The sequence below is a fragment of the Terrilactibacillus tamarindi genome (assembly GCF_009718825.1).
GTDB lineage: Bacteria > Bacillota > Bacilli > Bacillales > Sporolactobacillaceae > Terrilactibacillus > Terrilactibacillus tamarindi.
Genome location: NZ_WNHB01000012.1, coordinates 60994 through 87860, shown reverse-complemented (window position 1 = coordinate 87860; position 26867 = coordinate 60994). Strand labels below are relative to the sequence as shown.

24 protein-coding genes and 2 riboswitches are annotated in these 26867 nt (G+C 37.1%); of the genes, 11 read left to right on the top strand and 13 right to left on the bottom strand.

Features of this window, described 5'->3' with window-relative positions; translation table 11 throughout:
- Nucleotides 1–153 precede the first annotated feature (153 nt).
- On the top strand, nt 154–819 hold the full coding sequence (locus tag GMB86_RS08890; RefSeq protein WP_230459060.1) for an amino acid ABC transporter permease: 666 nt from the start codon (nt 154–156) through the stop codon (nt 817–819).
- Entirely contained in the window at nt 812–1537 is a 726-nt protein-coding gene (locus GMB86_RS08885; protein ID WP_329602835.1) for an amino acid ABC transporter ATP-binding protein, read from the top strand. The genes GMB86_RS08890 and GMB86_RS08885 overlap by 8 nt, the downstream gene beginning before the upstream one ends.
- Nucleotides 1538–1662: 125 nt before the next feature.
- On the opposite strand, the gene GMB86_RS08880 is transcribed toward GMB86_RS08885, so the two are convergent.
- Nucleotides 1663–2937: an aspartate aminotransferase family protein gene (locus GMB86_RS08880; RefSeq protein ID WP_155218798.1), complete on the bottom strand. Its 1275-nt coding sequence runs from the start codon at nt 2935–2937 to the stop codon at nt 1663–1665.
- 274 nt (nt 2938–3211) lie between these two features.
- Between GMB86_RS08880 and GMB86_RS08875 the strand changes: the two genes are divergently transcribed.
- Both GMB86_RS08875 and GMB86_RS15505 read left to right on the top strand, forming a co-directional pair.
- Nucleotides 3212–4105: a LysR family transcriptional regulator gene (locus GMB86_RS08875; protein ID WP_155218796.1), complete on the top strand. Its 894-nt coding sequence runs from the start codon at nt 3212–3214 to the stop codon at nt 4103–4105.
- 7 nt (nt 4106–4112) lie between these two features.
- Nucleotides 4113–4259: a hypothetical protein gene (locus tag GMB86_RS15505; RefSeq protein ID WP_196220171.1), complete on the top strand. Its 147-nt coding sequence runs from the start codon at nt 4113–4115 to the stop codon at nt 4257–4259.
- Nucleotides 4260–4321: 62 nt separating this feature from the next.
- Here GMB86_RS15505 and GMB86_RS08870 read toward each other — a convergent pair whose 3' ends face one another.
- On the bottom strand, nt 4322–4792 hold the full coding sequence (locus tag GMB86_RS08870) for a low molecular weight protein-tyrosine-phosphatase (RefSeq protein WP_155218794.1): 471 nt from the start codon (nt 4790–4792) through the stop codon (nt 4322–4324).
- Nucleotides 4793–5195: 403 nt separating this feature from the next.
- Between GMB86_RS08870 and GMB86_RS08865 the strand changes: the two genes are divergently transcribed.
- Both GMB86_RS08865 and ade read left to right on the top strand, forming a co-directional pair.
- Nucleotides 5196–6995: a M3 family oligoendopeptidase gene (locus GMB86_RS08865; RefSeq protein ID WP_155218792.1), complete on the top strand. Its 1800-nt coding sequence runs from the start codon at nt 5196–5198 to the stop codon at nt 6993–6995.
- Between the two features lie 213 nt (nt 6996–7208).
- Nucleotides 7209–8939, top strand: coding sequence for an adenine deaminase (gene ade / locus GMB86_RS08860; protein WP_155218790.1), 1731 nt, complete (start codon nt 7209–7211; stop codon nt 8937–8939).
- Between the two features lie 597 nt (nt 8940–9536).
- Here ade and GMB86_RS16145 read toward each other — a convergent pair.
- Nucleotides 9537–9623, bottom strand: coding sequence for a putative holin-like toxin (locus GMB86_RS16145; RefSeq protein ID WP_408033835.1), 87 nt, complete (start codon nt 9621–9623; stop codon nt 9537–9539).
- Between the two features lie 655 nt (nt 9624–10278).
- On the opposite strand from GMB86_RS16145, the gene GMB86_RS08855 reads away from it, so the two are divergent.
- Nucleotides 10279–11649 carry an RsmF rRNA methyltransferase first C-terminal domain-containing protein gene (locus tag GMB86_RS08855; protein ID WP_155218788.1) on the top strand — a complete coding sequence of 457 codons (1371 nt, stop codon included), beginning with the start codon at nt 10279–10281 and terminating at the stop codon, nt 11647–11649.
- Between the two features lie 37 nt (nt 11650–11686).
- Here GMB86_RS08855 and thiE read toward each other — a convergent pair whose 3' ends face one another.
- The 4 genes from thiE to thiW are packed head-to-tail and all read right to left on the bottom strand — an operon-like array spanning nt 11687 to nt 14440.
- Complete coding sequence (gene thiE / locus GMB86_RS08850) at nt 11687–12328, bottom strand: thiamine phosphate synthase (RefSeq protein ID WP_155218786.1); 642 nt, start codon at nt 12326–12328, stop codon at nt 11687–11689.
- Nucleotides 12321–13127, bottom strand: a complete 807-nt coding sequence (gene thiM / locus GMB86_RS08845; RefSeq protein WP_155218784.1) for a hydroxyethylthiazole kinase — start codon at nt 13125–13127, stop codon at nt 12321–12323. The genes thiE and thiM overlap by 8 nt, the downstream gene beginning before the upstream one ends.
- 18 nt (nt 13128–13145) lie before the next feature.
- Nucleotides 13146–13937 carry a bifunctional hydroxymethylpyrimidine kinase/phosphomethylpyrimidine kinase gene (thiD, locus tag GMB86_RS08840; protein WP_155218781.1) on the bottom strand — a complete coding sequence of 264 codons (792 nt, stop codon included), beginning with the start codon at nt 13935–13937 and terminating at the stop codon, nt 13146–13148.
- On the bottom strand, nt 13934–14440 hold the full coding sequence (gene thiW, locus GMB86_RS08835; RefSeq protein WP_155218780.1) for an energy coupling factor transporter S component ThiW: 507 nt from the start codon (nt 14438–14440) through the stop codon (nt 13934–13936). Before thiW ends, thiD begins: the two co-directional genes overlap by 4 nt.
- A gap of 108 nt (nt 14441–14548) precedes the next feature.
- Nucleotides 14549–14655, bottom strand: a riboswitch (TPP riboswitch).
- Nucleotides 14656–14797: 142 nt separating this feature from the next.
- On the opposite strand from thiW, the gene GMB86_RS08830 reads away from it, so the two are divergent.
- Nucleotides 14798–15559: an arginase family protein gene (locus GMB86_RS08830; protein WP_155218777.1), complete on the top strand. Its 762-nt coding sequence runs from the start codon at nt 14798–14800 to the stop codon at nt 15557–15559.
- A gap of 50 nt (nt 15560–15609) precedes the next feature.
- Here GMB86_RS08830 and GMB86_RS08825 read toward each other — a convergent pair whose 3' ends face one another.
- Complete coding sequence (locus GMB86_RS08825; RefSeq protein WP_155218775.1) at nt 15610–16125, bottom strand: type 1 glutamine amidotransferase domain-containing protein; 516 nt, start codon at nt 16123–16125, stop codon at nt 15610–15612.
- Nucleotides 16126–16633: 508 nt separating this feature from the next.
- On the opposite strand from GMB86_RS08825, the gene GMB86_RS08820 reads away from it, so the two are divergent.
- Nucleotides 16634–17680 carry a 2,3-butanediol dehydrogenase gene (locus tag GMB86_RS08820; protein WP_155218772.1) on the top strand — a complete coding sequence of 349 codons (1047 nt, stop codon included), beginning with the start codon at nt 16634–16636 and terminating at the stop codon, nt 17678–17680.
- 47 nt (nt 17681–17727) lie between these two features.
- On the opposite strand, the gene GMB86_RS08815 is transcribed toward GMB86_RS08820, so the two are convergent.
- The 3 genes from GMB86_RS08815 to GMB86_RS08805 all read right to left on the bottom strand — a co-directional run bounded on the left by GMB86_RS08815 (nt 17728) and on the right by GMB86_RS08805 (nt 21478).
- Nucleotides 17728–18576, bottom strand: coding sequence for a TIGR03943 family putative permease subunit (locus GMB86_RS08815; RefSeq protein WP_155218770.1), 849 nt, complete (start codon nt 18574–18576; stop codon nt 17728–17730).
- Nucleotides 18577–18616: 40 nt separating this feature from the next.
- Nucleotides 18617–19552, bottom strand: a complete 936-nt coding sequence (locus tag GMB86_RS08810) for a permease (protein WP_155218768.1) — start codon at nt 19550–19552, stop codon at nt 18617–18619.
- A gap of 405 nt (nt 19553–19957) precedes the next feature.
- Nucleotides 19958–21478, bottom strand: coding sequence for an FAD-dependent oxidoreductase (locus tag GMB86_RS08805; protein ID WP_155218766.1), 1521 nt, complete (start codon nt 21476–21478; stop codon nt 19958–19960).
- Nucleotides 21479–22000: 522 nt separating this feature from the next.
- Between GMB86_RS08805 and GMB86_RS08800 the strand changes: the two genes are divergently transcribed.
- Nucleotides 22001–22570, top strand: coding sequence for a LysM peptidoglycan-binding domain-containing protein (locus GMB86_RS08800; RefSeq protein ID WP_155218764.1), 570 nt, complete (start codon nt 22001–22003; stop codon nt 22568–22570).
- Nucleotides 22571–22636: 66 nt separating this feature from the next.
- On the opposite strand, the gene GMB86_RS08795 is transcribed toward GMB86_RS08800, so the two are convergent.
- Complete coding sequence (locus GMB86_RS08795) at nt 22637–23629, bottom strand: Gfo/Idh/MocA family protein (protein ID WP_155218762.1); 993 nt, start codon at nt 23627–23629, stop codon at nt 22637–22639.
- 274 nt (nt 23630–23903) lie between these two features.
- Nucleotides 23904–24004: riboswitch (purine riboswitch) on the top strand.
- A 127-nt stretch (nt 24005–24131) separates the two neighbouring features.
- On the opposite strand from GMB86_RS08795, the gene GMB86_RS08790 reads away from it, so the two are divergent.
- Nucleotides 24132–25466, top strand: a complete 1335-nt coding sequence (locus GMB86_RS08790) for a 5'-deoxyadenosine deaminase (protein ID WP_155218760.1) — start codon at nt 24132–24134, stop codon at nt 25464–25466.
- A gap of 346 nt (nt 25467–25812) precedes the next feature.
- On the opposite strand, the gene GMB86_RS08785 is transcribed toward GMB86_RS08790, so the two are convergent.
- Entirely contained in the window at nt 25813–26730 is a 918-nt protein-coding gene (locus GMB86_RS08785; RefSeq protein ID WP_329602834.1) for a LysR family transcriptional regulator, read from the bottom strand.
- Nucleotides 26731–26867: the final 137 nt, after the last annotated feature.

The window sequence follows — 26867 nt, the reverse complement described above, 5'->3', positions numbered from 1 at the left end:
AGAAACGTAAAGATGAAGTAAAAAACCCTGGGGGACATAGTAGTCCCCCTAAACTATTGTATTCCACATTAATCGGCTGTAAGCCCCATGCTGATCGACGTTTCGCTTTCTTTATTTACTATCGATTGTTATTTCAAAGAAGGAGGTTCCAATTTGAATATTTTTAGCGGATTCTCATTAATTGCCCACTCAATCCCTTATATTGTTAATGGGGTATGGACAACATTAGAAATTGCCCTTGTGTCCGCTGTTACTGGTATGGTCTTAGGTATCCTATTATCCCTATGTAAAATTGGAAGGATTAAGATTTTGGCTCTGTTAGCAGACTTTTATACATCCATTTTCCGTGGTACCCCATTAATTCTTCAACTTACGATTGTCTATTTCGCCACACCCCAGCTTATAGGTTATGATATATCAGCTTTTCTAGCTGCTGTCATTACGTTTGGTTTCAACTCAGGAGCCTATATGTCTGAAATTATTCGTTCAGGTATTAATGCTGTAGACAAAGGACAGTTTGAAGCAGCTGGTGCTTTAGGGGTTCCTTATGGAGCCATGATGAAAGATATTATCTTACCACAAGCGGTTAAAAAGATTTTACCAGCGATGATGAACGAATTTATTACATTAACAAAAGAATCCGCTATTGTCTCTACGATCGGTGTTCTTGATCTCATGCGCCGGGCACAAGTGGTTGCAGCAGAAAATAGTTTATATTTTCCACCGCTCATCGTCTCTTTTGTCGTTTATTATTTTCTGATCATGATCTTAACGATTCTTGGACGTCTCTTTGAGAGGAGGATGAGTAGAAGTGATTAAAGTTGAACAATTACACAAATCATTTGGAACTAATGAGGTACTTAAAGACATTTCATTAGAAATTAAAAAAGGTGACGTTGTTGCTATTATTGGGCCTTCTGGATCTGGTAAATCAACGTTATTACGTTGCATCAATTTACTTGAGACACCAACGCAAGGCAATATCTTTATTGATGATCAAAACGTGACAACTATAAATAACCGCAACATGATAAAAATACGGGAAAAAGTCGGGATGGTGTTTCAACATTTCCATTTGTTTCCTCACAAAACTGTTTTAGAAAATTTGACGTATGCGCCTGTAAAGGTCAAAAACAAAACGAAACAAGAGGCTGTTCAAATAGCTGATGAGTTACTCAAGCGGGTCGGATTATCTGAAAAAGCAGAAGCCTATCCAAGCCGTCTTTCTGGTGGCCAAAAACAACGGGTAGCGATAGCAAGAGCTCTCGCTATGGAACCGGACTATCTCTTATTTGACGAGCCAACCTCTGCACTCGATCCTGAAATGGTGAAAGAAGTGCTTGACGTTATGATGGATTTGGCCAAGCAAGGGATGACAATGGCTGTTGTTACTCATGAAATGGGCTTTGCAAGAATGGTAGCCGATAAGGTGATCTTTATGGATAAAGGTCAAATTCTAGAAGTTGCACCACCGGAAGAATTTTTTAGTCATCCGAAAACAGACCGAGCCAAAGACTTTTTAGAGAAAGTTCTATAACAAAAGAAGCAGACCATGGATTAATTTGTCTATGATCTGCTTCTTTATGTGGATAATCATGAAAAAACGGCGTCACCATTGATAGCTCCTGTCTCACAATAGTGACGCCGTTCATTTTCGGTTCATTATAGAATTTCTTCAAGGCATTCTGAGAAAATGGTTATTGCCTTATTAATTTCTTCTTCTTTCACAATAAGAGGTGGAATAAATCGAATCACGTTTTTGTCTACTCCACAATTCAGTAATATGAGTCCTTTTTCAAGCGCTTTACCAATCACTTTTTTAACGAGAGTGGCATTCGGTTCCCCTGTTTTAGTGACGAACTCAACACCAATCATTAAGCCAAGTCCTCTAATTTCAAGGATTTCATCATATTTTTCTTTTAACAGCGTCAATTCTTCAACAAAGTATTCGCCCATTTTTTTGGCATTGTCAATGTATTTATCTTGCAATAACTCGAGTACAGCTAGAGCAGAAGCACAGGCCACTGGGTTTCCACCATAAGTTCCTCCATGAGTTCCTTGTGTCCATGCATCCATCAGTTCACCTTTAGCGACAATAGCACTAAGTGGAAAACCATTAGCGATCCCTTTTGCTAAAGTAAGAATATCAGGTTTCACATCAAAATGTTCATAGGCAAATAATTTTCCCGTTCGACCAAAGCCCGTTTGAACTTCATCAAAAATAAGTAGAATGCCATGTTCATCACAGACTTTACGTAAATGTTGAATGAAAGCCTTAGGAGCAACAACATATCCCCCTTCACCTTGCATGGGTTCCACAATAATACTTGAAACCTGCTCTGGTGCAATTAAACAATGGAAAATTTCGTCAAGTGCGCCAATACATCTCTTAACCTCCTCTTCCTCATTTAAACCTGAACGGGTAGCATAAGGATAATCAGCATAATAAACACTTGGGAGTAGTCCCTCATAGTTTTGTCTATAACCAGAGTTAGAAGCAGTAAGTGTCGTTGTTGCAAGGGTCCGACCATGGAAACTCCTTTTAAACGAGATGATTCCTGGTCGTTTCGTCACTTGCTTAGCCAATTTGATAGCTGCTTCGTTCGCTTCAGCCCCACTATTTGAGAAATAGACTTTATAATTTGGATCAACTGCTTCGATCAATTTCTCACCTAGTTCAACGTAAGTCGGATAATAGATCACGTTATGTCCGCCATGAATCAAGGTTTGACATTGTTCTACGACTTTTTGCACAACATACGGATGATTGTGACCAACATTCGTTACAGCCACGCCACTAGCAAAATCAAGATACTTGTTTCCTTCTTCGTCCCATAGGTAAACCCCTTCTCCTTTTACAATGCCAAGAGAAGTTGCACGGTTAGCTACGGGAGGAAAGATTGCCTTTGCTCTCGCGTAAAGTGAACGTTCTACCATTCTATTTCCTCCTAAAGTACAGACTATGACCAAACTTCAAACTATAGATTTGTTACCATAAAAGAATAATTGACATATAGCCAAAAATGAGTAATTACATTGTTCCAATTCTGAATATTTTGTACGTTAATTTAACGTTATCACAGATATAAAAATAAGAAAAATTGACATTGCTTATAACATGTATTGCCAAAATAAATAACTTAACCACTCTTGTGTAACAAATTTATGAATATTATAATTATGTATAACTATAACGAATGAAGAGGTAAAAATGGAACTTCGAAATCTAAAAACCTTTCAAGTCGCAGCAAAACACCTAAATTTTACAAAAGCAGCTAAAGAGTTGAATTTTACCCAACCAACTGTCACCTCCCAAATTCAATCTTTAGAAAATGAGCTAGGAAAGTCTCTCTTCTTTCGAATTGGAAAACAAACGTTCTTGACCTCTTCAGGCAAAATTGTACAAGATTATGCAGAGCAAATTTTTCATTTAATTGAAGAAATGGATCAGGCACTCGTACAAAGTGAGATGAATAAAGGTGGTAAAATTATTATTGCGGCCTCAGAAACGTTCTGTACCCATTACTTCCCTTATATTATCAGAGAGTTTCTAAACGATTATCCTAAGGTCAATATTAGACTCGTATCATGTCATAGCAATGAAGTCATTGAGGGTATGGAAAGTAATTTGTATGATATAGGAATCATCTCCGGCCAATTAGATAAAGGCGGGATCTCCAATATTGTATTATCTGAATATGAGGATTTGGTTTTGATTGCCTCAAAGGAACTTGGGTCTGAGGAAAATCCAGAAACTCTACTAGCCAATTATCCTTTTATTAAGTATGAAATCGATGGACCTTTTGATGATAGTATTCAAACCTTTATTAAAGAAGCCAATATCTCTACGGATAATATCATTGAATTCAGTAGTCTAGAAGCTGTAAAAAGTGCGGTAATTAATAATATTGGAATTGGGCTTATTAGTCGTAATTTAGTCAAGAAAGAACTACAAACTGGAATATTATTTGAAATAAAGTTAAATCACGCTCCTGTTAATATTCAAACCTCTCTCATTATTGCTGAAGAAAAACTAAGTTTTAAAAAAGTAAGACGTTTAATTGAGATCATCAAAAGTAACTGGGAAAGGATTCATAGTATCTGAATCTCTCATGACTAAAGTCACGAGTGTTTTCGACTATTTCATAAAGGTCTATTCTACTGTTGATGTTGTATATAGCTTAGGAATTGAAACATCGATTAAATCATTAAGAAAACTTGTCGATTGCGGGGCCTTTAAGGGGCTGACAGAGGCCTAGTTTTTGCTTAAAGTACAAAAAAGAGAACTCATGTTAAGACTGAGCTCTCTTTTTTTAGTCTATTATTTTAAATGTTCATTAATTATCATTTGAAGCAAGGCTTCGGTTCCTTTATTAACTAGCTCATAAACTTCATCAAAGTTACCTGTATAATAGGGATCTGGCACACTTTTTGATGGCTCATCATTGAGTAAGCTCATGAAACGAATCACTTTCGCTTGACCTGAACGATCCATTAAGTCTTCAATGTCACGTTGATTGCTTTCGTCCATAGCAATAATGTAATCAAAATCTGTGAAATCCTCCGAACGAATTTGACGCCCTTTCATGCCTTCGTAAGAGATACCAATATCGTCTAATTTCTTCCGCGTTCCTTCATGTGGTGGATGACCAATGTGCCAATCTCCAGTGCCAGCTGAGTCAACTTCAATTTTCTGATTTAACCCAGCATGTTGTACTTTATCTCGAAAAACAGCTTCTGCCATCGGTGAACGACAAATGTTTCCGAGGCATACGAATAAGACTTTTATCATAAGTTTCTCACACCTACTCTTAGAAGTTGTTCAAAAAGTCACCAAATGATAAGCTACGAATCTCGGACGCCCGTCAAGAGGATCTTCAACTAAAAGCGCTCACGTCCTGTGAGCAACGTTGAAGCCACCACATCCTGTGGAAGGCTGGTCCTCATGTAGTAATAACCTACATTCTGGTCCTCAAAACGGCGCCGCCTTGACCTTCTTGCTTCTAATTTGTCACCTTTTTGAACACGTATTTATAGTTTATTAAGTCTGGTTTTCAATCCTTAAACGAATTTTTTTACTCTTCTACAAAGTTTATCATATCATCGGTGGTGTTTTCCATGCATTATTAAGATGAGTTTTGATACAATAGAAGTTGGAAATATACGAAATATTTAACTACAAAGGGGATGAATGAATGATTAATGAAACTCTTGATCAAACATGGAATTTAGAGACCATCTTTGAAGGTGGTAGTCATTCGAAGGATTTTGCTTCTTTTCTAAAAAAATTAAATGAAGACCTAGACAATTTTCAAAGTACGCTAACAGAAACAAATGCACCAAAAACTAACGGTGAAACAACGATATGGAAAGACATCATACATAAATACGAAGCTCTGTATAAACGTCTAATTGAAGGCTATGCCTTTCTTGAATGCTTAACCTCTCAAAATATGAAAGACGATAAAGCAAGTCAGTTATTTGCTGCCATTCAAGCAACAGCTGCTCAATTTGAAGCTTGTTCAACACTTCTAGAAAGTAAATACAATGAATTTCCAAGTGACGTTTGGGATGCTTTCTTAAGTGACCCTGACATGCAAACCATCTCCTTCTATTTAAAAGAAAGTCGTCAAAAAGCCAAAGAACGACTCTCTGCCGATCAAGAAAAAATCATCAGTAGTCTTGCTATTGATGGCTATCATGGTTGGGGAACTTTATATGACACCATCGTTAGTAATATATCCATACCATTCGATCATCCTGTTGATGGTAAAAAAGACCTTTCTGTAGGACAGCTGGCTAATTTAATGGATGATTCGAATCGCGACATTCGAAAAGCCGCCTTTGCTGCTTGGGAAGAAGCATGGCACTCACAAGTCGATTTTTGTTCAGCTTCTCTTAACCATCTTGCAGGTTTTAGACTTCAAACATATAAAGAAAGAGGCTGGGAAAAAGTCTTAAAAGAGCCTCTTAGTTACAATCGTATGACTGACAAAACGCTTGAAACCATGTGGCAAGTCATAACAGATAATAAGTCCCATTTTGTTAAGTATCTAGATCGAAAAGCCAAATTGCTTGGTTTAGAAAAATTATCTTGGTTTGATGTCGACGCTCCTATCGCCACTTCAAGCAAGAAGGTGACTTATGAAGAATCGGCTAATTTTATCATACAGCATTTCCATAAATTTAATCCTAATATGGCTAAATTTGCTGAACATGCCATAAAGAATCGCTGGATTGAAGCTGAAGACCGCAATGGAAAACGTCCCGGTGGTTTCTGCACGAGTTTCCCATTATCAGAAGAATCACGGATATTTATGACGTTCAGTGGAACGGCATCGAACATATCAACACTCGCTCATGAGCTCGGTCATGCTTATCATCAATCTGTCATGAACGATTTGCCTTATCTGACGCAACATTATGCGATGAACGTCGCTGAAACAGCATCGACTTTCGCTGAAATGATTGTCAGTGATGCTGCACAAGCCGCTGCAAAAACCAAAGAAGAACAGATATCATTCTTGGATGAAAAACTGGGTCGCAGTATTGCCTTCTTTATGAATATTCATGCCCGTTTCTTATTTGAGACTCGATTCTATGAAGAAAGAAAACAAGGTATCGTAGGCAGTGACCGTTTAAATGAACTAATGTTAGCCGCTCAAAAAGAAGCCTATTGTGATGCCCTATCTTCCTATCATCCCGCCTTCTGGCAATCTAAGTTACATTTTTATATTACAGATGTGCCTTTCTACAACTTCCCTTACACCTTTGGTTATCTCTTTAGCACAGGGATTTATGTAAAAGCCTTAGAAGAAGGTGCAACATTTGCCGATAAATACGATGCCTTGCTAAGAGACACGGGCCGGATGACTGTTGAAGAACTCGCTAAAAAACATTTAAAAGTGGACTTAACTAAGCCAGATTTTTGGCAATCTGCCGTTGATTACGCGATTAAAGATGTTAAAGATTTCCTTGAATTAACAAAAAATTAATGGATTCGAGTAACCAAGGAATAAGATCGTTCCTTGGTTTTTTTCTCTTTTTTAAGAGATTATGGCTAGTTGTTTGCAAAAACAGCTTTTATTTTAAGCTATGTCAAATTCTTTCACTTTCATTGACTTTCTTCCTAGTGAAAGCATATAATGATCAACAATTATATTAAAATAGTAAGAACGGGATTAATTATAGGCGAGGAGCTGATGCGTATGACACAAAGCAAATCATCACTTAAAAATCAAATTGATGTCGCAAGTAAGAGAAAGAAAGCGGATATCGTCATTAAAAATGGCAAGATCGTTGATGTGTTTAATGGGGAAATCCTCGAAGGTGATATTGCGATATGTGATGGATATATAGCAGGTATTGGTTCTTTTGAAGGAAGAGAAACAATTGATGCAAAAGGGAAATTCATCTCGCCTGCACTGATTGACGGACATGTACATATCGAATCATCTATGCTGACACCAACAGAGTTCGCTAACGTTCTCATTCCTCACGGAGTAACAACAGTGATAACGGATCCTCACGAAATTGCCAATGTATTTGGGGAAAAAGGGATCCAATTCATGCTTGACGATGCCGATCATGTGCCAATGGATATTTTTGTGATGCTCCCTTCTTCGGTTCCAGCAACCTCGTTTGAGCACAATGGAGCAACTTTACAAGCAAAAAACCTTGAACCTTTCTTTGAGCATCCAAAAGTTCTCGGTCTTGCTGAAGTCATGGATTATCCTGCCGTATTAAATGCGGAAGATCAAATGATCGACAAATTACTTTTGACAAAAAATCACACAACACGCATTGATGGCCACGCAGCTGGACTGGATGAAAATGCGATAAACGTCTATAAAGCAGCAGGTATCCGAACAGATCATGAATGTGTTAACCAAGATGAAGCAAAAGCTCGGCTCTCTCGAGGCATGCATGTCTTAATTAGAGAAGGCTCTGTGGCTAAAGATCTAAAGGCCTTAATTGGACTTGTTAATGAACGCAATTCAAGACGTTTTCTTTTCTGTACGGATGATAAACATACAGACGATCTAATTAATGAAGGCAGTGTCGATCATAACGTTCGTCTCGCCATTCAAGAAGGACTTGATCCAATTACAAGTATTCAACTTGCCTCAATTAATGCAGCAGAATGTTATGGTCTTCACCAAAAAGGGGCGATCGCTCCTGGCTACGAGGCAAATTTCCTTATTCTTAATGATTTAGATACCTTTACAATTCAATCGGTCTTTCAAAAAGGTGAGCATATTGCAGAAAATGGTGAAATGATTAATAAAAGTGTTCGGAAAGTAAATGAAGATAACGTGATAAGCCATTTACTTTTGCCTAAACTATCTCCTTCTGACTTCGACATTAAGTTAGAAAATAATCTCGCGCATGTTATTGAAATCATCCCGAACAGCTTGGTGACGAAACACCTTCATATACCCGTTCCAACTGTAGATGATCATTTTGCCTTTTCTACGGATCGTGATCTATTAAAAATGGCGGTTATTGAACGACATCAAGGGACTGGAAATATCGGTTTAGGAATTGTCAAAGGGTTTAAAATCAAATCTGGCGCTATTGCCACAACCATCGCTCATGACTCTCATAATCTCGTTGTGACAGGTACCCATGATGAAGATATGATTGTCGCTGCAAATAGATTAAAAGACATTCATGGGGGTCTCGTCGTCGTGCAAAAGGGTGAGGTCTTAGCTGAGCTTTCTCTTCCTATTGCTGGTCTCATTTCTGATGAGTCTGCTCTTGATGTTAATCATAAATTACAGGCCATTCATGAAGCTCTTCAGTCGATAGGTGCATCAGATGAATTTAATCCTTTCTTGACCCTGTCTTTCTTAAGTTTGCCGGTCATTCCAGATCTCAAATTAACGGATTGTGGGTTATTTGATGTTAAAACATTTCAACATATTCATCTATCTTAAAAATAGTAGCAACCTATTTTAGGCTCCCGAAAAACAGGTATGAACAAATAGCCTGTGTGAACGATAAACTAAAGAACGATGGAATTTTTATTTTTGTAGAGAAATTAAAAACGGCAGTTTAGATGATTACATGAGAAGAGAGTCGCAAAAGGATGAACTTTCGATAAGAATTCCATGACTGTTAAAAATAGAGAACACGTTAGGAAAAGAATTAAGAAATATCTTTCGTGAAGACTTATCATTATTACGAGACATATTTCGATAATTACATTTAACTAAAATTTTAAAAGCCCTACCAAGTAAATCAAAAACAATCCATCGAACAAGAACAATTAGAATGTGATAATTTATCTGAAAGGGTTGAAAACTTATTTACACAAAATTATTGACACTTCCATCCTTGAAACACGAATATAAATAGTATATATTAAATATATAGAATAATATAGTATGAAAAGTATAGGCATAGCATAAACTAATAAAGCCACCAGTGCTACAACACTGATGGCAAGTAAGAACAACAAAATCGCCCAAAGGCGAGAAACACGCTACTAATTAAGGAAGTAACCCTAAAGAGCGGTCAACTCAAAGGTGGGGTTACTTTTTTCTTTCTCTAAACGACATGATCAATAGCACCAACGTAGCGAATTGAATCATTAGCGTCAATGCTTGGAATGTCGTCATGGCATCACCACCCATCTATGCTTTGACATAGAGAGTAGCATGCAACCCACCTTTAAGTCCTTTTGTTGTTCTATAGCTTATTGTAGCATATGTTAATAGATTTAAAGAGAACAATTGACACTAATTTGATAATGTTAATGACCATTAGTGATGGTTGACATAAATTTCCTGAGTAAAGATTCCTAATATAGGGATCTTTTTATTTTTATTCAGTATTTTTATGTCTAAAATAATGACATAAAAATGTATTTGGACATAAAACTCCTGAAAACTAAGGACTTTTGTGTCAAAAAATTAATGATTTAATAAAAAATATCTATCTTTAATTCTCATTTTCTCAGATGATACTATCGGTTAATGGAGTAGAGATATTTGGGCATGATTAGTGCTGAGAACTCGTTGATAGTAATTTTACTGGGGTTGTTCATTAATAAAATAGTAAAAGGGCTAATAGCTATTGTGATTTGTAATCTCATTAAGAATGGTCAGATCAATTAAGAAAAAGTGTAAACCCAAGATGATCCGTCCTTCAGTCAATCTGGATTTCCGATCAGACCTTTATGCGGGAGTCTTTCTTTCGTTATCTTTCAAAACCATTCTTATTTCATTATAATAAGGTGATGATGTTAATCTAATTTGAGAGGAGATTTTCTTATTGTCGTTGCCAAAATTGTTCATCGAACGCATCAGTCATATGCTAAACGATGAATCCGATGCTTTTTTCGCTACATATGAAAAACCAAGATATCATGGATTACGTATTAATCCATTAAAAATAACTCCTGAACGATTGGCTCAAATCGCCCCTTTTCAGCTTAAACCCGTTCCATTCTGTCATACCGGATTCTACTATAAGCTTGAGGATGAACCTGGCAAGCATCCCTACCATCAAGCAGGATTATATTATATACAAGAACCGAGTGCGATGGCGGTTGCAGACTGCCTCGATGCAAAACCTGGTGAACGGATCTTAGATCTCTGTGCTGCCCCAGGAGGAAAAACAACCCAAATTGCAGGATCCATGAAAAATCAAGGATTTCTCATGGCGAATGAAATCAATGCGAAACGTGCTAAAGCACTTTCTGAGAATATTGAACGTTGCGGGATAACGAATGCTTTAGTTACAAATGAGAAACCCGAAAGATTGGCTAATCGTTTTGCCGGTTATTTCGATAAAATTTTGGTTGATGCACCATGCTCTGGTGAAGGAATGTTTCGAAAGGATCCAGAAGCGATAGAATATTGGAGTTTGGATCATGTGAAGCACTGCGCTAGCATGCAAAAAGAGATTTTAGATCACGCTTATCACATGTTAAAACCTGGTGGTATTCTTGTTTATTCCACGTGTACTTTTTCTGCAGAAGAAAATGAGCAGTCCATCGACCATTTTTTAGATCATTATCCTGATCTAGAATTACTTCCTATTCAGAAGAAAGGTGGAATGACAGACGGAAATCCCGATTGGTCTATATCACATCGAAAGGATCTCATAAAAACGGCAAGACTGTGGCCACACCATGTTCAAGGCGAAGGACATTTTATTGCTAAATGTAAAAAAGCTCATACGTCAACTCAATCTGAAAATAACAGTCAAACGTTTACTCAAACAGCGAAGAAATGTGACTTGAAAGATTTCTATTCATTTGAGAAGGAGAGTTTAACGACTTCTGTCCCAGGGACCCTCTTTTTTATGAAAAATCATTTGTTTTCGATTCCAAAAGATTTCCCTGACTTCTCTGGATTAAGGATTGTCCGAACAGGTCTTCATATTGGTGAGCAAAAAAAACAACGATTTGAACCGAATCACGCCCTTGCTCTAGGCCTAGATCCATCTAATTTTAAACAGAAACTGAACCTCTCTTCAACTGATAAAGAGTGGGCATCCTATTTGAGAGGCGAAACATTACCATCTAATTTGAACAAAGGATGGACGATCGTGACCATAGATAACTATCCGATTGGTTGGGGAAAAGTTGCGAATGGAACGTTAAAGAATTTCTATCCCAAGGGATTACGTAGACATTAAAAAGAGACAGTTCATTATGAACTGCCTCTTTTTTTCATTAGTGTTCAGATTTAATTTGAACTTCCAACAGACGTCTAGCAGCCTGTTCACAGTCTTTTTGATTTAAGATCGCTGAAATAACCGCAATGCCGTCAATATTGAACGTTTTTAAGTCTTTTACATTATCGCTGGTGATCCCTCCAATCGCGACCATGGGTAAGTCCACTCGCTCTCGAATCGCTTGAAACATCTCGGATGTAATGACTGTCGCATCGGACTTCGAGGAAGTTGGAAATACAGCTCCAACCCCAATATAATCTGCGCCATCACGCTCAGCTTTTACCGCTTCATCAATCGTTGCAGCTGAAACACCTAAAATTTTATCGTGTCCAATCAATTCTCTAACAAAATCAGCAGGCAGATCATCTTGTCCAATATGTACACCGTCCGCATCAACGGCAAGCGCCACATCTACCCGGTCATTCACTATAAAAGGAACTTCATATTGCTGAGCAAGCTGTTTTAACCGCTTAGCGACATCATACAATATTTTAGACGAAGCTTTTTTCTCGCGAAATTGAAGCAGTGTGACCCCGCCCCTAAGGGCAGACTCGACTTTACGGAAATACTCATCATCTTGATCTGGGTGATATGCTTCTGTAACCAAATACAACCGATAGTCAACGTTTAAACTAGACATATTCGATCACACTTCTTGAGAAATCCTCTTCTGATAGCAATGAAAAAGCATCAAATAGTCTTACTTTAAACGTTCCTATGCCTTCATTAACTTTACTTGACCATTCGTTCGCTTTTTCTCCGCAAATACCCATGGTTAGGATACCTAGAATAGCTGATTCAAACGGGGTATTTCCGGCACCTGCATAGGTGGCTATTAGTGAGTTAGTCATACATCCCGTACCTGTAACATCAGCGAGACGCTCGTGACCATTCTTCAATTTCACCGTTCTCTCTCCATCTGAAACAACATCAATAGGTCCCGTAATCGCCATCACGGTTTCATACTTCTTAGCAAGTTCTTTAGCGAGTCTATCAGCGTCATCCATCGAATCACCAGAATCCACTCCACGACTTTTCGATTCAAGTCCTGCAAGTGTCTTCATCTCAGACATGTTACCACAAATAATGGAAGGATGAATGGCATCTAATAAATCAAATCCTGTTTCCTTTCGAAAAGCGGTCGCCCCAATTCCGACTGGATCAAAGATAACTGGAACACCATGGTGATTGGCGGATCTTCCTGCTTCTTTCATAGCTAGAATAGCATCTTCTGTTAATGTCCCGATATTAATAACCAAAGAGGACGCATTTTTGGCCATTTCAGCGGTTTCTTTTGGGCTATCTGCCATAACCGGTCTTCCGCCTAAAGCCAGTGTAGCATTCGCACAATCATTAATGGTTACGGTATTCGTAATATGATGCACAAGTGGATGTATTTCCTGAATTTTGGAATAATGTTGAAACAAATTTAGTGTCATGTTACTCATCTCCAGTTATTAATTTTTAAACCATTGAAAAAAGTGGTTGGTTGGTCCTGATCCATGGCCGATAGACAGACTATGACGAATGGCGCCTTGGATATATGTCTTAGCTCCTTCTATTGCTTCCTCTAAAGCTTCTCCTTTTGCCAAATGACTTGCAATGGCCGAAGAAAGTGTACATCCTGTCCCGTGTGTATTCTTCGTTTCAATTCTTTCTTCTTCAAACGTTTCAAATTGCTTTCCGTCGTAAAAAACATCTACCGCATCGCCTTCTAAGTGTCCACCTTTTACAAGAACGGCTTGGGGTCCTAATGCATAGATTTGTTTTGCTGCTTCTTTCATTCCCTCGATCGTTGTGATCTCTCCATTATTGATCAAGCGTTCTGCCTCAAATAAATTGGGTGTAACAATCGTGGCAAGCGGCAACAGTTTTTCAATTAAAACATTTTTGGCTTCAGGTTGAAGAAGATCATATCCGCTTTTTGAAACCATGACAGGATCTAAGACGATAAACTTTGGTTTATATTGAATCAGTTTTTCAGCAATGACTCTAATCGCTTCCGGGTTGGAAACCATACCAATTTTCACTGCATCTACCGTTATATCAGAAAATACAGCATCCAGTTGGGCTCCAATAATTCTAGGAGATAAATCCTCAACCTCTTCGACCTTTTGTGTATTTTGCGCGGTAATTGAAACAATCACACTCATTCCATAGACGCCATGAGCGGAAAATGTTTTTAAATCAGCTTGAATACCTGCTCCACCGCTTGAGTCGGAACCAGCTATCGTCAATGCCGTTTTCATTTTTTCTTCCCTCCTATGATTCGTGTGAATGATGGATTCGTTGATAACAGTTTGATCATGACATAGGCTATAAGACTACCAATACTCGTACTAACTAAGAATGGCACAATGTAAAAGGTCGCAACAACTTGTTGACCATAGATGAATTTAGCGATTGGAAACGAAGCAAGTGCCCCTAATATTCCGGTTCCAAATACCTCACCTACAGCACTTAGCCAATACTTTTTCGTTTTAAGATAAATCATACCGGCAAAAAAAGCGCCAATCATGCTGCCTGGAAAGGCAAACAAGGTTCCGCCGCCAAAGATATTGCGGATAAGTGAAATACAAAAGGCATTCAGGACAGCATATCCAGGACCAAGAATAATAGCTGAAAGAACATTAACGATATGCTGAACTGGGAAAGCCTTTGCAAAACCGACGGGGACGTAAATTAACTGACTCGTGACGACACCAAAAGCGATTAAAATCGCAGAATAACACAATTTCTGAATCGTTGACATGTAACTCTTCTCCTTTTCACAACCTGTAATTAACCAACAAAAAAACGCATTCCAATGTAGGATTGCGCTTTCGATTACATATGTAAAACACATCATCATATATAAATCATCGATTTGATCGCAAGTTCCCTACGCTGGCATAATCCAGATCAGGTCAAGGGTCAAAGACTTAGGTCTTACTCTCAGCTGGGCGACCAGCTCCCCTATTGCTAAATAGATTAAATTTTACTATCAAACTAACACATAAATGACGAAATATCAATCTTATTTTTTTGACATTCAAAAGGAAAAGAATAAACTAGAACTATATTGATAACTTCATAGCTATTATATCATTTTTTGAAAGGTCTTGATCATATGGCTTTATTTAGTCAAAAGATTACCATTTTAAATTTTGATGAATGCTACCAACAACAAAAAGAATTACTACAAACTTTTCCTCATCGTTGGTTAAACCTAACTACCATAAAACAAACCAATCTATTCTGTGAACATGATTCTTTAATGAAAATTGAACAGATACTTAAACAAAATGACCATCGGGGCATCACATTAATTGGCAGCGGCAATTATCATTATGTATCTTTAGCCTTAATGTCTGATATAAAAAAACCTTTTACACTCATTCTTATGGACCACCATACAGACATCGAACCTGGTTCCGTGCCCGATCTTTTATCTTGCGGATCTTGGGTTTATCATGCCCTTCGGCTAATCCCAAATTTAAAACAAGTGATCATTGTAGGTTCACATACAGCCTTGCCGAGATACCTTTCTAAAACAATCAAACACAAAGTCAAAATATTTCCAAATTTTACATCGAATCAACTTCAAACCCTTGAAAAGTCCATTTTAACAGAGCATATCTACCTTAGTATTGATAAAGATATTTTTTCACCTGACATTGTTCAAACAAATTGGGATCAAGGCACGTTACAATTAGAAGAAGCTGAAAAATTAATTACATATCTACTTCACCATAAAACATGCCTAGGTGCAGATATTTGCGGTGAATGGAAAGATCCAGATGGGCAATCCTATCGATCTACCTCCCGACATGCTATCAGAAAAAATCAAGTGGCAAATCAAGAATTAATCCATACTTTACTTTCTGTCTAATTACACAAAACTCCGAACGTGGGGCCGTTCCCACATTCGGAGTTTTTTATTTACGCACCTAATAATTTGAGACTTTCTCGATTGAACGCTGGGATATCGTCAGGTGTGCGGCTCGTGACGAGTTGGTTTTTACATACAAATACTTCGGTGTCATGGAAATTAGCTCCAGCATTTTTCAAATCAACTACAATTGATTTATAGCCTGTCGCATCTCTGCCTTTAAGAGTTTCTGCTGTAATGAGCAATTGTGGTCCATGGCAAATGGCAAATACCGGTTTCATATCGTCCATGAAAGCTTTTGCAAAGGCAACAAAACGATCATCGGCCCTCAAGATATCAGGTGAAAATCCGCCTGGTATAAATAAAGCATCGAAGTCTTCTGGTTTTGCTTCATCTATGGACAGATCAACTTGAACTTTTGTACCATGTTTACCCGTGATCGTGGCCCCTTTTTGATTTTCAATGACAACAACTTCATGTCCTGCCTCTTTATATGCTTTCGCAGGTTCTGTGAATTCTGAGTCTTCAAATTCATTGGTTAAAGGCACTGCTATTTTTTTCCCCATGAAATAAAACCCTCCTTAGAATTTGTCACGGGGATATTATACCCTGTTGTGACATGACTAAACCTCAATCAGGGATCCAGTTCTAAAAAGTAAGGGCTTACATTTAATTTAAATTTTTAAAGCAAATTGATGTTCATAAAAATAAAATAGAGTTATAATATGTAATAGAGCTAGGAAATGTTTACAAAATGAAAAGCATTAACGTGCATTGTAAAAGGGCTTGATTTGTCATACTTATTACTTAAAGTGCGTTGTGTAAGCGCTTACTGCATTTGTCATTTATAGTCTCTTAAGATTTTCAACATTTTAAAAATGGTGTGGTTAGCGCTATACCACTTATGAGGGTGTAACTATGTGTGCCCTCCATATGGTTATAGGATATCGGGAAATATCCTTAACACTATTATATATCGAATTATGACTTGGCCCATCTATAAATGTGACAACTTTGTGAATTTGCTTTTCATGTGTAAACACGCTCTCAAAAACATCATAGGAGTGATTAGGTATGAAAGCTGCAAGATGGCATAACCAAAAAGACATTCGAATCGAAGACATCGAAGAACCAAAAGTAGCACCAGGAAAAGTAAAAATCCAAATAAAATGGTGTGGTATATGCGGGAGCGATCTACACGAATATTTAGGTGGCCCAATCTTTATTCCTGTAGGTGAACCTCATCCTCTAACACATGAAGTAGCTCCAGTCACAATTGGACATGAATTTTCAGGTGAAATCGTTGAAGTAGGCGAAGGCGTTAATAATTTTAAAATCGGCGATCGTGTAACTGTAGAACCAATCTTTGCGACTCACGGTCACCAAGGTGCTTATAATCTTGATAAAAATATGGGCTTTCTTGGTTTAGCTGGTGGAGGCGGAGGTTTTTCGGAATATGTTTCCGTAGATGAAGAACTTGTCTTCAAATTGCCTGAGCATGTTTCCTTTGAACAAGGTGCGTTAGTAGAACCTTCAGCTGTTGCATTGTATGCTGTTCGTTCAAGTAAAATAAAAGCAGGCGACAAAGCAGCCGTATTCGGTTGTGGCCCAATCGGACTTTTAGTCATTGAAGCACTTAAAGCAGCGGGTGTATCTCCGATTTATGCCGTCGAACTCTCACCAGAACGACAAGCGAAGGCAGAAGAATTAGGTGCGATAGTCGTAGATCCAAGCAAGGTCGATGACACTGTCGCTGAGATTGCTAGACTTACAGATGGCGGGGTTGATGTAGCTTTTGAAGTTACGGGTGTCCCTGTCGTTTTACGCCAAGCCATTCAATCGACTGGCATCGGTGGTGAAACCGTCATTGTTTCTATTTGGGAAAAAGGAGCTGAAATCCTTCCAAACGATATCGTTATTAAAGAACGGACCGTAAAAGGAATCATCGGTTATCGAAACGTCTTCCCTGCTGTTCTCTCTTTAATGGAACAAGGATATTTTTCAGCAGATAAATTAGTAACTAAAAAAATTGCACTTGATGACCTCGTTGAAGAAGGCTTTGGTGCTCTCATTAAAGAAAAAAGTCAAGTTAAAATTTTAGTTGAACCGAAACATTCTTAATTGCGTTAAAAAGGCTCATGCTGAAAAGCATGAGCCTTTTTTATTAGTCAATATTTACGATAAGCATAAGGATTTTTAGGCTTATCTACCTTTTGCCATTTCGTCACTTTTAAATAAGGAATCGTTTGTTTAAACGGTTGATAATAAATCGTTGAAAGCGTTCCTTCTGCTCTAATCCATTCATCATCGTTATAGGAAACATCTTGTGGAAAATCGACCATCATTCCGAAAACGCCTGCATCGGCAATACAATGGATAATACCAAAACGGAATAAAAATAATTGACTTTTCTTCAATGAATCCCCATGGTAAACAAATCCCTCAATCGATACTTGCTTATTCGTAAAATTACCCGGGTAGTTATAAATGGTTTCTAATGCTCTTAAGTAATTGCTATCATCTAAATATAGACTATTTTTAGCACTATATTTTTTCAAATCAGACGCCAACATTTTTCTGTACTCGTCACTACCATAGTATAAACTCGTATTCGGACGCAAGATTTGATGATTTGCGTATTGGTCTTTGTCATTATCAATTTCCGCAAAGTGAAAGCCTTTAGCTTTGACTATATTTGAATCCAATGTCGCGATTGGTAGAAAAATCCCTGTCACAAGTGGGAATAACAACAAACCATAGACAACGACCTTCTTGTACCATGTATTTTCATCGTTGGAGTGATCATGACCACAATCTATATCATGGTGATGCTCATGCTTATGATTTCCTTCGTTATTCCATTTTATAATTTGATAGACCGTAAGAAAACCTAATACAAAAATCATGGTAAACGATAAATAAGAATATTTCATATTGATGTATTGACTGATATCTCCAGTTAAGTGAAGATGTAAAAAAAGATACGTAAATCCAAATAAAATAATGATGCGAAACATATCCATCACCCTTTAATAAATTATGCGCGAAGTAAACGGATTAAGCGATAAACAGAGCGCCTACAAACACACTTACTGTAATAAGAAAAATTAAAGTCACAACAAATCGTTTTTTAAATGTACTTAACATCATAATAAGATTTTTAATATCCACCATTGCACCAAAAACAAGAAATGCCGATAATGCACTTGGTCCGAACGTCCCTCGAAATGATGAAGCAACAAATGCGTCAGCTTCGGAACAAAGAGACATAATAAATGCAAGTACAATCATCACGAGTATCGCCATAACTTTTGTATCTCCGAACGTTAACAATGTACTTGTTTTAACATAAGTCTGCATGGCAGATGCGATAAAAGCACCAAATACAAGATATTTTCCAACTGAAAAAAACTCATCAACGGCGTGATCAAATGTTCCTTTAATTTTAGCTAGAATAGTAGGTTTTGAATGATGATGATGATCATGACCGTGTTCATGGTCATGGTCATGGTCATGGTGATCACGATATTTCTTTAACTTATGATCGATAAAGTCTCTTAATTGATCCTCTTTAAAAATAAAAGATACCATAAGTCCTACAAAAATAGACACTGCAATTGCGAGACCACAGCGATAGATAACCATCTGCCAACTGTTTCCAAAGGCAACATAGGTGGCAAAGATAACAACCGGATTAATAATTGGGCCAGCAAGCATAAAGGCGATAGCTGAATGAAGTGGTACACGTTTTTTAACTAAACGTTCTGTTATAGGAACAATGCCACATTCACACGCCGGAAATAAAGCCCCCATGCATGTCCCCATTACAACCGAAGCGTATCGATTTTTTGGAATAATTCTTGATATCATTTTTTCACTGATAAACATCTGAATAAAGGCAGAAATAAAGACTCCAATCACAACGAATGGGATCGCTTCTATCAGAATACTAATAAAAATCGTATTAAGTTGTAGAAAAGACTGACTGATCAATACGTTTCTCCCCAATCTTATGAAAACTTGTCCAATATAACCTAAAACTTCATGTGTAATTATCTATGGACCAAAATCTATTGGTTTACACTTTTCATTCTCCTATTCTAATAGAATAGAAGACTAATAATCCTTTTAAATTCCTGTACAACCAAACAATATCGAAACTCAATCAGTTCCGGAACTTTCATTTTCTATTGTATGTTATAACGTGCGGACTAAAAACAAATTCTATTGTAACATGTCTATGATTGGAAAAAGATTATATGTAAATTTTTCAAAACGACTATCATGCTTCCAATTTAAAAAATGAGACAAAATAAAAAACACCCCAAAAGTTAGATTTTTAGGTCTAATTTTTGGGGTGCATATCTCATGACGTGGGCCATTTAGAATGTTGAAAAATCATTTTTTATTTAACGGTTTTTTTGCAGGTCCTTCAATGACATCTCCATAGGGTGAAAATCGTGATCCGTGACATGGGCAATCCCACGTTTTATCATGGTTATTCCATTTTACTTCACATTTAAGATGTGTACAGGTTGTATCAACAATCGAAACTTGACCATCTTTGTCTTTATAAGCCCCACATTTTTCTCCATTGATGACAACATTGGCTCCTTCACCAGGTTGAAGCTCATCGATTGTGATGGTTTTCTTCGGCATTTTTCCTTTAATTAATTCTGCAGCTACATTAGCATTTTCTTTGATAATTTTTTTGATAGACGGGTCAGCATAGAACCGTTCAGGGCTATAAAGATCTTTATAAGGATTATCTCTTTTTAATATAAGGTCACTGATGATTTTAGATGCCACCGTGCTAAGCGTCATTCCCCATTTTCGATACCCTGTTTCAATATAAAGGTTATCTTGGTTAGATTTTACTAACCCAATGTAAGGGAGCTTATCTAAAGATTCAAGGTCTTGAGCTGACCAACTTTGATACTCTTCTTGAATATCAAATACCGTATTTCCGAAGTCGAGAAGATTATCATAATGCATTCGATGAGCATCATCCTGCCCCGCTTTATGACCATCTCCTCCAAAGAATACAACGGTATTTCCGGCATGAGTCGTTGAACGTATTGACCTGGTCCCATCATCCGGAGTCCAGTACATCCCCCCTGGATACTCTTCGCTTACTTTCGTCGCAACTAAATAAGATCGATAAGGAAATAATTTGGCAAAATATTGTCCTTTAACAAAATAAGGATAGTGCGTGCAGAATACAACTTTATCGGAAGCCATTTCGAAACCTGACTGTGTTTTCACTTTTATTGAAGGTTTTGTTTCAACACTTTTAACAACCGTATTTTCAAAAATAAGGCCGCCAAACTTTTTAATTTCTTGAATCATATGTACGAGAAATTTAATTGGATGAAATTGCATTTGGTTTTTCATATTCAATGCTGCAATGACTGGAACTCGAATAGGCAGTGCGGTAAGCCACTCACATTCAATACCTAATTTTTGATAAGCCTCATACTCTTTCTTTAATCGTTCTTCTGTTTTTTTCGTTGTGGCATAAATTATAGCATCTTGTTCTTGGTAATCACATTCAATTTGATCTGTCTTAATCATGTCTTTGATCCAATTCATAGCTTCAAAATTAGAATCAACATATTGTTTTGTTTTCTCGATACCAAAATGCTGGATAAATTCATCATAGATAAGACCATGTTGGGCCGTCACTTTAGCTGTTGTATGTCCTGTGGTACCGTGGAGTAATTGATTGGCTTCTAAAAGAGCAACCTTAACCCCTTCTTTTGCTAATCGATAGGCGGTCAAAACCCCGCTTATCCCACCACCAACAACGGTTACATCGGCCTGTCTATCTTCTTTTAGAGATGCGAAACTCGGTATAGGACAAGTTTCTAACCAAAAACTTGTTAATTGATCATCAGGTAATGGTCCATTTTCAGACATCTAAACCCCTCCTTTTGAATACACTTACCCACTTTTAAACAACTTCTCACATAAGTATAGACAAATAAGATAAGGTTCAACCCTTTAGATGAGGCTCTAATTCAAAATCCGACGATGTTTCACCTATACTTTTTGATAATACATTTGGCTCATTTACTAACAAAAAAAGAAAAGACTTAATCGCCTTTTCATGTAAATAATAGTTGGATGAATAGATAATCACTTTTTTAAGCCAGAGATGTCAGTCTTCATGATAATTGACTTACTGATTGACATGCTACTGATTAATGCAAGGTACTAAATAATAATCATGTTTTATTGTTAAATGTTTCAATTATTCTTATACAAACCTATGCCATCTTTTCCCTTTTTTAATATACTCTTAACATAACTCACTAATTTAATCGTTTTGTTACAAACGACAATATTTTTGTAATGTAATTAGCAAATCTATGAAATGAACCTGTCATATTCTCTTGGTAAAGTAGAGTCAACGAGAAAAAGATAAAGGGAGACGGGAATTTGAAAAAATTTATTTTATCGTTAGGAACTGTCGTTGTCTTATCTCTTGGCTTTTCTACTGGTGCTTTTGCCCAAACGAATACATATACAGTTAAAAGTGGAGATAGTCTCTGGAAAATATCAAAAAAATATCATGTTTCTATTAGTCAATTAAAATCTTGGAATCACTTGAAATCAGATAGAATTAAAATACATCAAAAACTTAAAGTTTCAGGATCTAAACCAGCTGCTAAGAAGAAAACGACGAGCAAAAAGGTCAGCAGCAAAAAATACAGAACCATTCGAGTGAGCAGTACAGCCTATACAATTAAGAGTGCAGGCGGAAGAGGAATTACGGCAACAGGTATCAACTTAAGAAAACATCCAAATACAAAAGTTATCTCAGTTAACCCTAAGCTCATCCCTCTTGGTTCAAAAGTTTATGTTCCAGGTTACGGTACGGCCGTTGCTGGTGATACGGGTGGTGCCATGCATCGTAACAAAAATATCATTGATCTCTATGTTCCAACGTACAAAAAAGCCATTCAATGGGGTCGCAGAACAGTCACTATTAAAGTGTATTACAAATAAATAAATATAGCTTAAATAGCTTAAGCGTCCTATACTTTTTTGTATAGGACGCTTTTTAATAGTATTTTAAAATCTTTTAAGATCTGCTGGGAATTTAATTTGGTTCTGTCTCCTTGATTCTTCCAATATGCCTAACACAACCTCACTTAACCTTCTTAATTCCATGTATCTAGACCTGTCACTTTGATTGATGATATCTGTAAAGGTCTGAATTTCATATACTTTATCATTTTCATATTGATCAATATGATAGTTTTCAATTTGTCGAGATTTTAGATCGGTATAGTTTAACGTTTTTAAACTTGAAGCATTATTAAAAGTAAAAACTCCCTTCTCACCATTAATTTCTGAAGGGTTCGATGAGTGTGTGATTTTGGAGCAAATGACTTGGCAAACGTAATCATGATATTTCAATACAAGTGTTCCACTACCATCCACTCCGGTCTCGAGCATCGTCGGATAATAATGAGACTCCATTGGTTTCCCAAATAAACCTACAGCAAGATACAATGGGTAAACCCCCATATCCATCAATGCACCACCTGAAAATTGAGGTGAAAAAACATTTGTAACCTCACCTTTTAAAAGCTTGTCATATCTTGATGAATATTGCTGGACTTGGATTGTTGCGTTACGAATTTGCCCTACCTTATGTAAGTTTTCCTTTAAACGTTTGAATATGGGCGTTTGAATATTTCGTATCGCTTCAAATAAGTAAACATTGTGCTCATCAGCTACCCGGTAGGCTTCATGAAATTCCCTTAGTGTTGAAAAAAATGGTTTTTCACAAATAACATGTTTGCCTTGTCTTAAGAATTGGACCGATTGTTCAAAATGAAGATTATTTGGAGAAGCAATATAGACAATGTCAAATGTATCACTTTCAGCCATTTCATCTAGATCAGTAAAAACATGGGTAGCACCATGTCGGTTAGCCATTTCCTTTGCTTTGTCTATTGATCGTGAATAAACACCTGTTAATGTTAATTGTTGACTCATTTTTGCTGCTTCAATAAATGAATCAGTAATGGTACTTGTTCCAACAGTAGCAAATCTCATCTTATTTCCCCCTCGTATTATAAATAAGCGCTATCATTATTATAAATGAATTTATCTTAAAATACCGCAATATTGGTCGGAACTTCCGTTTCTAATCATTGCTTTTTGAGTAAGCCATTCTGTATACTTAATAATGGTGTTTGAGATTAAAAGCAGTACCAACCTTGGTTTGTGAGCTTTCCTAACGCCAAACAACGTACAACTAAAAAAGTATGTAAGATTATCTTACATAAAACTTGCACCTTCTTTACTTACCCTTTAATATAATAATTGTAAAACTTCACACCTTCTGTTTCGTATAACCTTAAAGTTATGGTTTAAGGGTCTCTACTAAGGAACCGATAATTCCTGGCTACGGAATATGCGCGCCGCATATTTTCGTAGCTTATTTTTTTATTTTTAGCTATGTTTTTCGTAAATAGAGTAAAATGACTCTTTATCACGACGTTCATGAATATACTATACATTAATGACCTTACACTAAAAAATGGAGGATTTTTTAATGGGGAAAATATTAATTAAACATGCTGAGATCATTACAATGAATCAAAATGATGATATTTTTATTGGCGATATTCTAATAAACAACGACCGAATTGAAGCCATCGCGCCCAATCTAAGTACAAATTCGGTGGATAAAATTATTGATGCCACTCACCGTACAGTCATACCTGGTTTTGTTCAAACTCATATCCATCTTTGCCAAACGCTCTTTCGTGGAAAAGGAGATGACCTAGAATTACTTGATTGGTTAAAAAAACGCATTTGGCCACTTGAGGCGGCTCATAATGAAGAATCTATCTATTATTCTGCCATGCTAGGTTTAGGTGAGATGATTGAGAGCGGTACAACAACCATCGTTGATATGGAAACAGTCCATCATACAGACTTTGCATTTCAAGCCATTAGCCAAAGTGGAATGAGAGCCATTTCAGGTAAAGTTATGATGGATAAAGGAGATGAAGTTCCTTTTGGACTGCAAGAGAACACGGCTGATTCCATTCAACAGAGTGTTGATCTTCTTGAAAAATGGCACGGACACGATCAGGGACGGATTCAATATGCTTTCACACCACGTTTTGTCATATCATGCACAGAAGAATTATTAAAAGAAGTCTCTTCGCTATCGGATCACTATCAAGTGAAAGTACATACTCATGCCTCAGAAAATAAGGGAGAAATCGAAATCGTTGAAGCAGAGACAGGCATGCGTAACGTTGTATATCTTGACCACATTGGACTGGCCAACGAGCGACTCATTTTAGCCCATTGCATTTGGCTTAATGATGAGGAAAAAGAAATCATTCGAGAACGAGGAGTCAATGTCAGTCATTGTCCTGGTTCAAACCTAAAATTAGCGTCTGGGATCGCTGATATTCCACATATGCACCAAGAGGGTATTACATTAAGTCTAGGAGCAGATGGAGCACCATGTAATAATAACCTCAATATGTTAAATGAAATGCGATTAGCGGCTCTGATTCATAAGCCCCATCACGGTCCAACCGTCATGAATGCAAAAGAAGTTTTTCAAATGGCAACTATAGGCGGAGCAAAAGCTGTAGGTATGAGTGATGAAATAGGAAGTCTTGAGGTCGGTAAGAAAGCAGACTTAGCCATTTTAGATCTTAACCAATTTCATACCTATCCATCGTTTGATGTGGATCCTATCTCACGTATCGTCTATTCTGCAACGAGAGCGGATGTGGAAACAACGATCATTGATGGAAAAATCGTCATGGAAAATCACATCATGAAAACCATTGATAAAGCCTTAACCTTAAGCGAATCAAATAAGACGATGCAAAACCTACTAAAACGAGCCAATTTAAAATGAGAGTTTTGAAGATTAAATAGATAAAGTGAAACTTCCATGAGTGGGGGTTTTCTTCATCCCCCACTCATGGTTAGCTGAACCAATCGGACCTTTACGGGCAGTTGATCCCCCACCTATCTTCTTTGACTACTCAGAATCTTGAGGTGGGGGGTCTTTACTTGCCGTTAAGTCGGGATAAAAATCAAATACACGCATGACATATAACTTAGAATTCGATTAATTTTACAATAAAAAAGGTGACGTCCCCATTTTTTTAATCTTGGGAAGCCACCTTTTTCTTCTTTTAAGTTATGACTCTACTTATCCTATTGGTAAATATAGGTGAGAACAAAAATCTCCAGTTGATCTAAAATTGGTTATCCTCTTCCATTTGATCCTTCCATGCGGAAAATTTAGCAATGAAGTGACGTGCGGTTGCTGATAAGTACCGATTTCTAACCCAAATAAGGGCTACCGTTGTCTCTAAGCTGGGTTCATTAATTTCTTTATAAATCAAATGATCATTCGCCACCAAATGTATCGTCGATTTCGGAACAATGGCGATACCTAGACCTGCATCTGCCATTGTCAACATAGACCTAATGTCGTCACTAACGCAAACCATATCTGGCTTAAATGTCTGCTTTTTACATGCTTTAACTAATCTTTCTTCATATCTTCGATGAATAATAATCGGTTTACCTTTCATTGCGGAAAGTGATATGACATCGACATCTATTTCCGATAAAAAATTGTGATTATCATTTACAACGGCAATCATCGGATCGTTGTGGGCTTTGTGAGGCAGAACGAGTGAGTCATAATGTTCTGTATTATAGGGTGTCCGAATAAATCCAAACTCAATGACACCATTGTCTAATAACTCGGTTATTCGATAGGTATCCCCTTCCCAAATTTGAAAATTAACATTGGGATACTTATCATGAAAGGAACTTAATCGTTCGGGGATGACGGTAGAATAAGAAGAGGCAACGGTTCCAATACTTAATGTGCCATGTATTCCCTCATTAACATCGTTTAATTCCTTGATAGTTAACTTAATGAGTTCAAGTATTTCCTCCGCTCGGTGTCTTAAAATGGTTCCCGCTTCAGTCAGCTGTACATTTCGACTCCCTCTCTCAAATAATTGAACGTTTAATTCTTCTTCTAATAGCTTAATTTGATGACTTAATGGTGGTTGCGAAATGTGTAACTTTTTTGCTGCTGCTGTGATTTGTTGTTCTTCAGACACCGCTAAAAAATATTTTAATTGCCGAATATCCACACCAGACATCTCCTAGATCTTATTAAAGGTTGATTAACAGAGTATAATTGTTAAAGAGTGAGTCTAATAGTTGATCAATAACTTTTGTTTAGTCATACTCACATATTCTTTTCGTATACTTCGATACTTTATAGATA

Excerpts from the sequence above, each read along its gene's own strand:
- GMB86_RS08880 (WP_155218798.1), bottom strand. The coding sequence starts at position 2,937 with ATGGTAGAACGTTCACTTTACGCGAGAGCAAAGGCAATCTTTCCTCCC.
- GMB86_RS08875 (WP_155218796.1), top strand. The coding sequence starts at position 3,212 with ATGGAACTTCGAAATCTAAAAACCTTTCAAGTCGCAGCAAAACACCTA.
- GMB86_RS15505 (WP_196220171.1), top strand. The coding sequence starts at position 4,113 with ATGACTAAAGTCACGAGTGTTTTCGACTATTTCATAAAGGTCTATTCT.
- GMB86_RS08870 (WP_155218794.1), bottom strand. The coding sequence starts at position 4,792 with ATGATAAAAGTCTTATTCGTATGCCTCGGAAACATTTGTCGTTCACCG.
- GMB86_RS08865 (WP_155218792.1), top strand. The coding sequence starts at position 5,196 with ATGATTAATGAAACTCTTGATCAAACATGGAATTTAGAGACCATCTTT.
- ade (WP_155218790.1), top strand. The coding sequence starts at position 7,209 with ATGACACAAAGCAAATCATCACTTAAAAATCAAATTGATGTCGCAAGT.
- GMB86_RS16145 (WP_408033835.1), bottom strand. The coding sequence starts at position 9,623 with ATGACGACATTCCAAGCATTGACGCTAATGATTCAATTCGCTACGTTG.
- thiE (WP_155218786.1), bottom strand. The coding sequence starts at position 12,328 with ATGTCTAGTTTAAACGTTGACTATCGGTTGTATTTGGTTACAGAAGCA.
- thiM (WP_155218784.1), bottom strand. The coding sequence starts at position 13,127 with ATGACACTAAATTTGTTTCAACATTATTCCAAAATTCAGGAAATACAT.
- thiD (WP_155218781.1), bottom strand. The coding sequence starts at position 13,937 with ATGAAAACGGCATTGACGATAGCTGGTTCCGACTCAAGCGGTGGAGCA.
- thiW (WP_155218780.1), bottom strand. The coding sequence starts at position 14,440 with ATGTCAACGATTCAGAAATTGTGTTATTCTGCGATTTTAATCGCTTTT.
- GMB86_RS08830 (WP_155218777.1), top strand. The coding sequence starts at position 14,798 with ATGGCTTTATTTAGTCAAAAGATTACCATTTTAAATTTTGATGAATGC.
- GMB86_RS08825 (WP_155218775.1), bottom strand. The coding sequence starts at position 16,125 with ATGGGGAAAAAAATAGCAGTGCCTTTAACCAATGAATTTGAAGACTCA.
- GMB86_RS08820 (WP_155218772.1), top strand. The coding sequence starts at position 16,634 with ATGAAAGCTGCAAGATGGCATAACCAAAAAGACATTCGAATCGAAGAC.
- GMB86_RS08815 (WP_155218770.1), bottom strand. The coding sequence starts at position 18,576 with ATGTTTCGCATCATTATTTTATTTGGATTTACGTATCTTTTTTTACAT.
- GMB86_RS08805 (WP_155218766.1), bottom strand. The coding sequence starts at position 21,478 with ATGTCTGAAAATGGACCATTACCTGATGATCAATTAACAAGTTTTTGG.
- GMB86_RS08795 (WP_155218762.1), bottom strand. The coding sequence starts at position 23,629 with ATGAGATTTGCTACTGTTGGAACAAGTACCATTACTGATTCATTTATT.
- GMB86_RS08790 (WP_155218760.1), top strand. The coding sequence starts at position 24,132 with ATGGGGAAAATATTAATTAAACATGCTGAGATCATTACAATGAATCAA.